The organism is Vibrio sp. V01_P9A10T6 (assembly GCF_963877065.1).
Lineage (GTDB): Bacteria > Pseudomonadota > Gammaproteobacteria > Enterobacterales > Vibrionaceae > Vibrio > Vibrio anguillarum.
The window spans coordinates 1-8,894 of the sequence record NZ_CAWNTB010000029.1; the positions used below are offsets into that span (position 1 = coordinate 1).

At 42.8% G+C, this 8,894-nt stretch carries 11 protein-coding genes and 1 pseudogene; 3 read left to right on the forward strand and 9 right to left on the reverse strand.

Annotation, left to right across the window (positions count from 1 at the left end; all coding sequences use genetic code 11):
• Positions 1–6 precede the first annotated feature (6 nt).
• The 9 genes from AACQ21_RS01845 to AACQ21_RS01885 all read right to left on the reverse strand — a co-directional run bounded on the left by AACQ21_RS01845 (position 7) and on the right by AACQ21_RS01885 (position 5,645).
• A complete protein-coding gene (locus AACQ21_RS01845; RefSeq protein ID WP_105977062.1) occupies positions 7–252 on the reverse strand; it encodes a hypothetical protein in 246 nt (81 codons plus the stop codon).
• A gap of 120 nt (positions 253–372) precedes the next feature.
• Positions 373–513, reverse strand: a complete 141-nt coding sequence (locus AACQ21_RS01850; protein ID WP_157733268.1) for a hypothetical protein — start codon at positions 511–513, stop codon at positions 373–375.
• A 13-nt stretch (positions 514–526) separates the two neighbouring features.
• Positions 527–1,891 carry a zonular occludens toxin domain-containing protein gene (locus AACQ21_RS01855; RefSeq protein ID WP_105977063.1) on the reverse strand — a complete coding sequence of 455 codons (1,365 nt, stop codon included), beginning with the start codon at positions 1,889–1,891 and terminating at the stop codon, positions 527–529.
• A 2-nt stretch (positions 1,892–1,893) separates the two neighbouring features.
• Positions 1,894–2,238 (reverse strand): DUF2523 family protein, encoded by a 345-nt coding sequence (locus AACQ21_RS01860; protein WP_105977064.1) that lies wholly within the window; start codon positions 2,236–2,238, stop codon positions 1,894–1,896.
• Entirely contained in the window at positions 2,238–3,599 is a 1,362-nt protein-coding gene (locus AACQ21_RS01865; RefSeq protein WP_105977065.1) for a hypothetical protein, read from the reverse strand. Before AACQ21_RS01865 ends, AACQ21_RS01860 begins: the two co-directional genes overlap by 1 nt.
• 134 nt (positions 3,600–3,733) lie before the next feature.
• A complete protein-coding gene (locus tag AACQ21_RS01870; RefSeq protein WP_094165498.1) occupies positions 3,734–3,952 on the reverse strand; it encodes a hypothetical protein in 219 nt (72 codons plus the stop codon).
• A 29-nt stretch (positions 3,953–3,981) separates the two neighbouring features.
• Entirely contained in the window at positions 3,982–4,212 is a 231-nt protein-coding gene (locus AACQ21_RS01875) for a hypothetical protein (protein ID WP_181185555.1), read from the reverse strand.
• A gap of 13 nt (positions 4,213–4,225) precedes the next feature.
• Positions 4,226–4,564 (reverse strand): hypothetical protein, encoded by a 339-nt coding sequence (locus AACQ21_RS01880; RefSeq protein WP_105977066.1) that lies wholly within the window; start codon positions 4,562–4,564, stop codon positions 4,226–4,228.
• 1 nt (position 4,565) lies between these two features.
• Entirely contained in the window at positions 4,566–5,645 is a 1,080-nt protein-coding gene (locus AACQ21_RS01885; protein WP_105977067.1) for a replication initiation factor domain-containing protein, read from the reverse strand.
• A gap of 135 nt (positions 5,646–5,780) precedes the next feature.
• On the opposite strand from AACQ21_RS01885, the gene AACQ21_RS01890 reads away from it, so the two are divergent.
• The 3 genes and pseudogenes from AACQ21_RS01890 (at position 5,781) to AACQ21_RS01900 (ending at position 8,864) form a co-directional block, all read left to right on the forward strand.
• On the forward strand, positions 5,781–5,975 hold the full coding sequence (locus tag AACQ21_RS01890) for a hypothetical protein (protein WP_105977068.1): 195 nt from the start codon (positions 5,781–5,783) through the stop codon (positions 5,973–5,975).
• Between the two features lie 959 nt (positions 5,976–6,934).
• Positions 6,935–7,818 (forward strand): annotated as a pseudogene (locus tag AACQ21_RS01895) (IS3 family transposase); the annotation flags it as partial.
• Positions 7,819–7,895: 77 nt separating this feature from the next.
• Positions 7,896–8,864: an IS30 family transposase gene (locus AACQ21_RS01900; protein WP_094501471.1), complete on the forward strand. Its 969-nt coding sequence runs from the start codon at positions 7,896–7,898 to the stop codon at positions 8,862–8,864.
• Positions 8,865–8,894: the final 30 nt, after the last annotated feature.

Here is an 8,894-nt window from a genome sequence, read left to right on the forward strand (position 1 = left end):
ACGCACTTAAGAGCGAATCTGTTTAAGACCATCCAAAGCGTCAAGAAAATCAGTTACAGCCTCACCGTTGCGATAAAGCTGGTCCCTAAGCTGCTTATTCTTATTTAGCTCTGACAGATACAATTCTCGATACTTCAGAGCATCATAACCGCCCTTAATCAATGCTTTACTCATTGTTGACGTGTTGGTCTGCTCCTTGAGAGCTAAAAGCATTTGTTCGTGTTCCGTTGTGTCTCGAATTGTAATTGCCATCATTTTTCCTTTCTGCAGAAATTACCTGGTTAAAATATGATAGCATAAACATCGATCGATTCCAGGAACCAGTAGACACTTTGATAGCAAAACATATAACCATAATACGCACTTTAAGCACTAAGGTGATAAGTTTTTATTAGATAAGATGCGGACAATTAATCCACCGATGACACCCCCGACCAGGCCGCCAAGAATAGAATCAATAATAGAAATTTGGCTAAGCGCATCAACTAAAAAAACAAGCTCTTCAGGTTTCATTTGATAATCACTCCTAAAAAATAGAATTGAGTTTAACTTCAGCACGCTCAGGAACTGGCGCATCCAGTGCGCGCGGTTTGCAAAATACGTTTAGATTCATGTTGTCTTTTGTCAACTTGAGCAAACAATCATCATAGTGAGCATATTTGATATCGTTGGCCGCGAGAAACGTATCATCAAAATAATACGTTCCCTCGGGTGTTTTGGCTTCCAACGTAATAAAGAACTTGAAACCGTTTGGCCCTCTCTTTGTGGTATGCCCCGTGTAGTACAAGTTTTGAATATCGTACAAGCCAAGCATCGAACGTAAACCATCTAAACGCCCAGAACCAGATGGACCACCGGAACCACTAGCAGCCGTATTGCTATTCCTACCATCAGATACAGAAGAATTAGCCGAAGAATCCGCTTTAGTGCTGACACTGGACGATTGAGAAACGCTAGATTGAGTCGAGTTCGCTTGCGCGTCCTGAATCTCCGAAGAAGAACCAAAAACCAGACGGGATAAACCATACGTTAAATATCCTATGCCAAAAATGATCATTAATAAAACGGCAATGAGTGCCGGATTTTTTGCTAACACATTGAGAGCGCCAGAGCTTCGAGCGATACCCGTTGCTGTTGACTTGTAGAGCAAGAACGCATCAAGCGGTATTTTTTTCTTGATGAGATTAGAGTCTTTTCCTTTCGGTATGACAGGCGTCGATGAGTTTTTAGCGTGCTTGTAAATGTAAGGCTTGCGCTTTGCCCAAAAGAATTGATCACGGCCTTTATGGAAAAAACATTGTTCAGCAGGTGCGCGGATTGCTGAATCAATTTGACCCCAATCAGGCGATAACAACTCAATATCCCAGTTATATTTTCTATGACGCTGGAAACCCTCATTAAAAGAAAATGGGTAGATTATGCGGCCTTGGTCGTCATATTCAGCTTGCCCTCTATCGTCAGTTTCAGACGGGTCTAAATTAGTCATATCAGCAGGCGTATAGCGAGAATTAAAGAACGATTCGTAATCTTTAGGCAAATTAGGAAGAAACTCAGATAAAGGTCGATAGAATACTTTATCCATTCTGAACCCAATATTTTTAGAGAAAATATCTTGGCACTCATCAATGACAATCAGTGCGCCAAGCGGACACCAACAGAAAAAGTGTTGCCAAAGCTCGATACCCTTAGCATCCCTTGAAAATATGCGAATAAGACGAGTAGTAGACGGAAATTCAATATTAAAACGTTCTTGAATAACGTCGAGGGGTTGCATTCCCTCAATGTTCGTAACAACAACACGCCCCGCCTTTAATGCCTCAAAAATAACAAAGTAAGCAGCATAAGCGGACTTATAAGAGCCATTAGCACCCGTTCTAATCGTGATAGCCATCGTTAAAACCTCGACACTGAAATAACAAACGCAGTGGTAAAGCCTGTAAATATGATATTTATCGCTTGCGGTATTTTAAATAAGAAAGCATAAAAGCGCAATTCATCAGGCAGAGCATTAAACGTTAATATGATGATTTGAGTGAAGCCAATATCATTTAATAAATATGAGGCCGTCTTATAGGCAAAGAGCAAAGAATAAAGCATCCATTTCAATTTTAACTTAATATAATAAGCATTAATAAAAATGGTTAGTTGCTCGAAATAATCTGGAATATTCAAAAAGAAATCAATGATAGTCTGAAAGAAATCACCGATTGACTGAACGATTAATAATAATGATTCCATTACTTACGACTCCCTAAAATTGCTTTAACTGCGATAATTGCTGCAACAAATAAAATAACAGCGGCAATTAAATTTGCTTGGTCAATAAAAGCGGGTAATACGCCGGACTTTAAATTTAATTGTTTGCCATTAGGTAATACAAAATCTAGTGAATGCTCTTTATATTGACCGCTGTTTAATTGGGACACATCAAAGCTAAATATCTTTTTAAACTCATCAATTTGTTGCTCATATTGCTGTTTTAACTCTTCAGTATCAGCAAGAACGGACTCAAGCAAATCAGGCTTATAAAGGCCAACAGTATCAAAATCAACTTTTCCTTTGAACTCACGACTAACATAAGAGCCAGTGGAAAGCGCATCAGATAGAGCGTCTAGACTGCCTTTAATCTCACCAGTTTGCGCTCCAATAGCATCAACAACAGAGGAGTTGTCACCGCCGCCAGTACCGCCACCGGATTTAATAGCGGAAACAATATCAGCAGTATTAGCAATAGATTGGTCACGCAAGCCACCCGCCATCATGCCCATATTATTAACCATATCATTTAAATGTGAATTGGTTTGGTCTAGCTTCCAATCCAAAGGACGAACAGTTTGTTTTATTTCTTGCAAATTAGTATTAATGCTACGAGCTGCCGAAAAAATAGTAGTATTCAAGCCACTAATCGAACCCATAAAAGCATCAAATTGTTGTTCAGGGAGGCCGCCAGAGCCAGAGTTGCCAGAATTATTATTAATACTATGAAGAGTAGATAAAATAGAATGCAGTGTTTCGGAATAATTGGGAGCATTCTTATTAGCCATATTAGAAAGTATATTTGATTGGCCGCGATTAACATCAATTAAGTCAGCAAGTAAAGGTGAAATTATATGAGTGGATTTAGCCACCTCAGCATTCATATAAGCACCAATTCGTAAAGCCTTTGCTAATTGTGCGGATGATGAATCAAGACCGGAGATAACACCGGGCATGACTGCAAGTTGACCATCTATAACGTGATTATAATGCGGGTCCGTAGGGTCTGGGTCAGGATTAGAACCGCCGTTGTCAGTGCAAGTACCGTTAGCGTCACAAGTGCCATTAGTATCATCAGAGCCAGTACAGGTATCACCAGTTGTCACAAAATAGCCCGTACAATATTGAAGTTTATCAGAACACGTCCAAGTATCTTGCCCGTTGATACCCTCAGAGGCTCGACAGCCATCAACACAAGCAGAAGCAATACGAGCAGTGCCAAGCGGCCATTTTAAAGACGGAGTATTTCCAATTGGGCAAACAGCAGCATGAGACGCAACGGAGGTCAGGAACGCGAGCAGTAAGAAGAGAATGAAAAGAGCGGTATTGATTGCGCTACGCATGTAACCCCCCAGAATTAAGAAAAAACGCCCCCAATCAGGAGGCGTTGATACCAGTGTAGACCCCGTAAACGAACGCCCCACCAGTAGACAAAGCAATAAGAACAGTGATGACGTCCGAAACGAGTTCTAACATGTTATTTCATTGCACCTACAATCATGCGCAGACCAAAGCCAACCGCAGCCATTGTAATTAAGCCAACAACAACAAGGCTGTAGTTTGACTGGCCAGAAGTAACAGCCGCTTCGATAGACTCAGGAACAGTAACAGCGAATGAACTTGCAGAAGCTACCGCAGCAGTAACACCAGTTGCAATTTTTGTAGCATGTTTTTTCATGACGTTGATGAATTTCATAGTATTTACTCTCTTTACTAAGTTAATGATTAGCCTCGACCGAGACCTTTTAAAATACGACCCAAAATATGACCAGACACAAAAGACAATAATAAATAACCTGTTACGTCCGTATATAATTGAGAGTCGATAGTTAACGAACCCAGTGAATTGCTTTGTAATTGTTCCAACTCACTAGGCGTTAATATGACGTAAGTACAATCAAACCCTTGTGGGGCAAGCATTAAATAGCCGTTGTATTGTATTACGCAGTTAGACATATCAGCCCGTTACCTATTTCTTTTCCGATTGAGTAACGGGATTATCGAAGAGACTACGAATAACCTTAAAGTCAATAACCAAGCTACGGCGCGGGTCATCAGGGTCAGGTTCAGAGTCAAACTCAACAAGAGCGGGACACATAGTTGTATCAAACTTAGCAATAAGTGCAGGGCTTGGAATAAAACCCATCTCTACAGTTTCAATACCAAAAGCAATTTGAGCACCCTTTTCGTTGTCCCAAGGCTTAAGAGCTTTACCGACAAAAAGACGGCCAATCTCGTATTCTTTACCAGAGCTTTTACCGACACCTTTTGAATAAGTGCCTCCAGTCAAAATATAACGAGGTTTCATACTAATTCTCCATTATCTCTTTAAGAATGTGTTTGTAGGTGTCGGGCAATTCGAGTAAGTCACCGTGTAGATGCTCTGAAACGAGAAGCCCGAAAACCTTATCTAAATCACCGTCCAAATATTTAGCAATGTCCGATAAGGTACGGCCAACCTGACGACGAGCCCAGCGAATGCGGCCATGCATATCGAGGGCAATTTGTTTCTTTTTTGTGACCACCTTTACAGGCGAAGACGCAACAATTGAAGCGCTGTAAGCGCAGATACCCGCAAAATAACCACTAATGTTAAGAAGCACATCGAGCGGCATATCTTTGAGTTCACACTCACTGCGAAACCAGAACATATCAAGACCGAGCTGAGCGGCCTTATTATAAATACGCCAGTAAATACGAGACTTACGATTACCGACTTCAAACGATTCATTGAGCACCTTGCCGGAGGGCTCAGCAAAATAACGCTCACCCGCACTAGGACCGCACCCCCTAACAGAAGTACGAAAAGCGTCATCCGCATAGGCTTTTTTGGCGTACTCACGACCAAACAAACCATGAAAATCGTCAACAGCTAAATCAATGCGAGAAAGGCGATTACAGTCAAGAAGTTGCAACCACCAATGCAAGCGGAATGCGCTCGTATGCTCGAAAATATGCTTGCACCCTAGCCCCTCGATTTGGAAATAACAGGTGCCACGGTTACCACCAAGAGCAACGAATCCCACATGCTTGTTAGAGTGCTTAGTCATTAAGTGGCAAGAATCTTCGTAGCCATAAAGACCCTTTTCACGCCAAGGAGACATACGAAGACCAAGGACGTGGAGACAAAAAACTTGCAAGCGCTCCATCATTGAAACGTTCCACTGCTGCTTATAGCGGTCGATTAGCTTTTCTTTTTGCTCAGGTGTTTTAGCCATACGATAGTTAGGCTTGGGAATGGGTGCCCAGATGACAGACGCAAGGTCTGACTTGTGCGCGTGACGTAGTGATGAATACGGAATAGTCCATGACAAATAGTCAACAAAAACGAAAGGACTCGCTTGTGTGTCGATTTCCATCTCTTCAGGGGTGAATACTTGCTTTTTCATAACCAAATCAACCTAACGCATATTGCATGCGCACATACTAAACATAAATAATGCATGCTGTAAATACGCATACACACATGCAATAGATGTTTTTGTATTAAAATAAGCGGAAAATCACAAAAAAAGGGTCATGAAATGGAAAAGCGCGGAGACACAACAGTACGCATAAACGAGCAGAGAAAAATGAGACTTCAAAGAGAAGCGATTAAAATAGGAGGCGCAACAGGCGAGCTACTAAAGATCTCTGATATTGTTAACTATCTAATAGACCAATACACAAGTGATGCTGTAAAGGATCTAATAGACAAAAAAACAGGCTTGAAGCGTTGACCAAATGGCACTGGAGAGAGTTGGAATAAGACTCGCTAGCGCTCAAACACTGGCGCGCTACGCTTGCGAATACACGGTGAATGCTGATAGTTCAACGCAATTTACCCCCGTAATACTAGACGGGGGTCTAGCCCCGCTTTCTCCTCCCTCCTCCTCCTCAGTCTTCGTCGTCGTGCGTCCGTCAACGCGCGGCGAATCATCGAGAGATTGAAATCTGTAACAACAATCAAAAGAGCTATGCTCGACACTCGCAAAGCTCAAGCGCTGGACGTTCACAGGGTTGCAGTAGCATGAAGCCCCACTGATGAGGTAATGCTCTGCGAGGGATGTTCTAGCAGGATGAGGGGTGGCAGCATGCCGATAGGCATAGGCAGTTAGAAACCGCGCCGATTAAATCTAGAGAACCACTAACCTTAGTCGTGCGGCTTGGTGCCTCGTTCGCGCACGCGCTCTCTTATCCCTACGGGGTTAGTATGTCATTTTTTAACATACCCGAGCCAACAAAAGACATAATCATATTTTAAATTTGATGAGTCAAAACTGGAATATGAGCGCGCATTATACGAATTATGTGTACGGGCTTCACTAGCAAACCGATTCTCTTTCCTGGCATGTACGCAGCAAGCTGCGACAATGAGCAAGTCAATAGCCCACTCTTTGCCGCGTTCAGGCCAGAGGCAAACCCTCAACATAATTCATTGTCAATAATGCGCACTTTAGTATTATTAAATTGAAGTAGAAGCAAAAATGCCAAGCGTTGAGAATCCCTCTTAAATTGCTTGTTATGTTACTTGGATTCAAGTACGAAGTGCGACACCTCTGAACATAAAAACAGTAAGGTGCGATAATCATGAAGTTTGCTCCCGCCAAGAAGTAAAAAACATGAAATACACACACTGATCCGCCCCAGCAGTTTTGGACACTGAGTTAAGTGAGTACAATCACTAACGAGGTGAACAATGACAACTAAGAAAACTAGAATTAAACATTCCCCTGAATTTAAAGCAGAAGCCCTGAAGTTAGCAGATAAAGTGGGAGTAGCTGCGACAGCAAAACAGCTTTCTTTACACGAATCTCAAATCTACGGGTGGCGGAAGAACTCGAAGAAAGACACCAGTACTAGTCAGCGAGAGCAAGAGCTAGCCGCAGAGGTTGCCAAGCTCAAAAGGGAGTTGGCTGAGCAAGCAGAAGAGCTAGAAATTGTAAAAAAGGCCGCCACCTACTTCGCGAAGAATCTAAAGTAGATTGCTACGAGTTTATGCTCGAACACCTGCTGTGCTTCAGTATAGTGCGTATGGCTAAGGTGTTCGGGATATCCCGAAGTGGGTTTTATTACTGGATTAAGCATCGACACAACGCCATCCAACGTGAGGCTATTCGCCAACAGCTTGATACAAAAGTTAAAGAAGCTTTCGCCAACAGCAAAGGCCGAGATGGTTCAAGGCGTATCCAAAAAGAACTGTCTGAGAGCGGTGATAGCTACAATGTTAAAACCATTGCTGCCAGTATGAAGCGTCAAGATTTAACGCCGAAAGCTGCACGCAAGTTTAAGTGCACTACGGACAGCAAGCATCAAATGCCTGTTGCTCCAAACCTGTTGGCTCAGAACTTTAGCGCATCTGCTCCGAATGAAAAATGGGCTGGAGACATCACCTATATAGCGACAAGCGAAGGCTGGCTGTACTTGGCGGTAATTATTGACCTTTACTCAAGACAAGTAATTGGATGGTCTATGGATACCAGAATGACGGCTACGCTGGTCTGTGATGCGCTATCAATGGCGTTGTTCCGTCGCGGATTCCCCGAGCAGGTTATCGTTCATAGTGATCTTGGATTCAAGTACGAAGTGCGACACCTCTGAACATAAAAACAGTAAGGTGCGATAATCATGAAGTTTGCTCCCGCCAAGAAGTAAAAAACATGAAATACACACACCTCACTGAGAACGAAAGGTATATGATTTCTGCGCTCAGAAAGCAAGGGATCAGTACCGCAAAAATAGCTAAACAACTGGACCGTCACAAAGCCACTATCTATCGAGAAATTGAACGTAATTGTCGTTACAACAAGTTCTTCGATAGGTACTCTTATCAACCAGAGCGGGCACAGCAAATGGCGCGCAACCGGCTTAGTCGTTCACGGCGAAATAAACGCTATACCGAACTTGACTTCAGACTACCTGAAGCCTTGCTACGACTGGACTGGAGCCCTGACCAAATAGTCGGATACCTAAGAATGAGAGGCTATCCAACAATGAGCCACGAGCTCATTTATCAGCACGTTTGGAACGACAAAACTCTCGGTGGAACGCTATGGAAACACCTACGCCAATCCACCAAGAAAAGGCGTAAAAGGTACAACTCAAAAGACAGTCGAGGACGGCTGGCAAATAAGCGTCATATTGCCGAAAGACCTGCAGACGCTGAGCATCGAAAAGAGCCTGGCCACTGGGAAATTGATACCGTCGTTGGCCGCGGAACCAAGCACTGTATCGTCACTTTAGTCGACAGAATGACTGGCTACACTTTTATGGGGCAAATGGACGATAGAACAAGCGAATCACTCAACGTAAGAATGAGCAAAATCATGACCCGCTCTGACTTACCTTTTAAGACGATAACTGCTGATAACGGCACTGAATTTCATGGTTATGCACAACTAGAAAAACATCATAACTGCCTGTTTTACTTTGCAAATCCATACCATTCATGGGAGCGAGGCACTAATGAAAACACCAATGGTTTGATACGACAATACTTACCAAAACGAACCTCCATGTCACACGTGACACAGAAGCTGTGTAATGAAATTGCAGATAAATTAAATACGCGCCCACGCAAAAGACTTGGGTATAGAACACCACTGGAGTATATTCATGCGCATCTGTAGAAAGTGTCGCACTTCAAACTTGATACTAAG

Excerpts from the sequence above, each read along its gene's own strand:
- AACQ21_RS01850 (WP_157733268.1), bottom strand. The coding sequence starts at position 513 with ATGAAACCTGAAGAGCTTGTTTTTTTAGTTGATGCGCTTAGCCAAATT.
- AACQ21_RS01855 (WP_105977063.1), bottom strand. The coding sequence starts at position 1,891 with ATGGCTATCACGATTAGAACGGGTGCTAATGGCTCTTATAAGTCCGCT.
- AACQ21_RS01865 (WP_105977065.1), bottom strand. The coding sequence starts at position 3,599 with ATGCGTAGCGCAATCAATACCGCTCTTTTCATTCTCTTCTTACTGCTC.
- AACQ21_RS01890 (WP_105977068.1), top strand. The coding sequence starts at position 5,781 with ATGGAAAAGCGCGGAGACACAACAGTACGCATAAACGAGCAGAGAAAA.
- AACQ21_RS01845 (WP_105977062.1), bottom strand. The coding sequence starts at position 252 with ATGGCAATTACAATTCGAGACACAACGGAACACGAACAAATGCTTTTA.
- AACQ21_RS01880 (WP_105977066.1), bottom strand. The coding sequence starts at position 4,564 with ATGAAACCTCGTTATATTTTGACTGGAGGCACTTATTCAAAAGGTGTC.
- AACQ21_RS01870 (WP_094165498.1), bottom strand. The coding sequence starts at position 3,952 with ATGAAATTCATCAACGTCATGAAAAAACATGCTACAAAAATTGCAACT.
- AACQ21_RS01900 (WP_094501471.1), top strand. The coding sequence starts at position 7,896 with ATGAAATACACACACCTCACTGAGAACGAAAGGTATATGATTTCTGCG.
- AACQ21_RS01885 (WP_105977067.1), bottom strand. The coding sequence starts at position 5,645 with ATGAAAAAGCAAGTATTCACCCCTGAAGAGATGGAAATCGACACACAA.
- AACQ21_RS01860 (WP_105977064.1), bottom strand. The coding sequence starts at position 2,238 with ATGGAATCATTATTATTAATCGTTCAGTCAATCGGTGATTTCTTTCAG.
- AACQ21_RS01875 (WP_181185555.1), bottom strand. The coding sequence starts at position 4,212 with ATGTCTAACTGCGTAATACAATACAACGGCTATTTAATGCTTGCCCCA.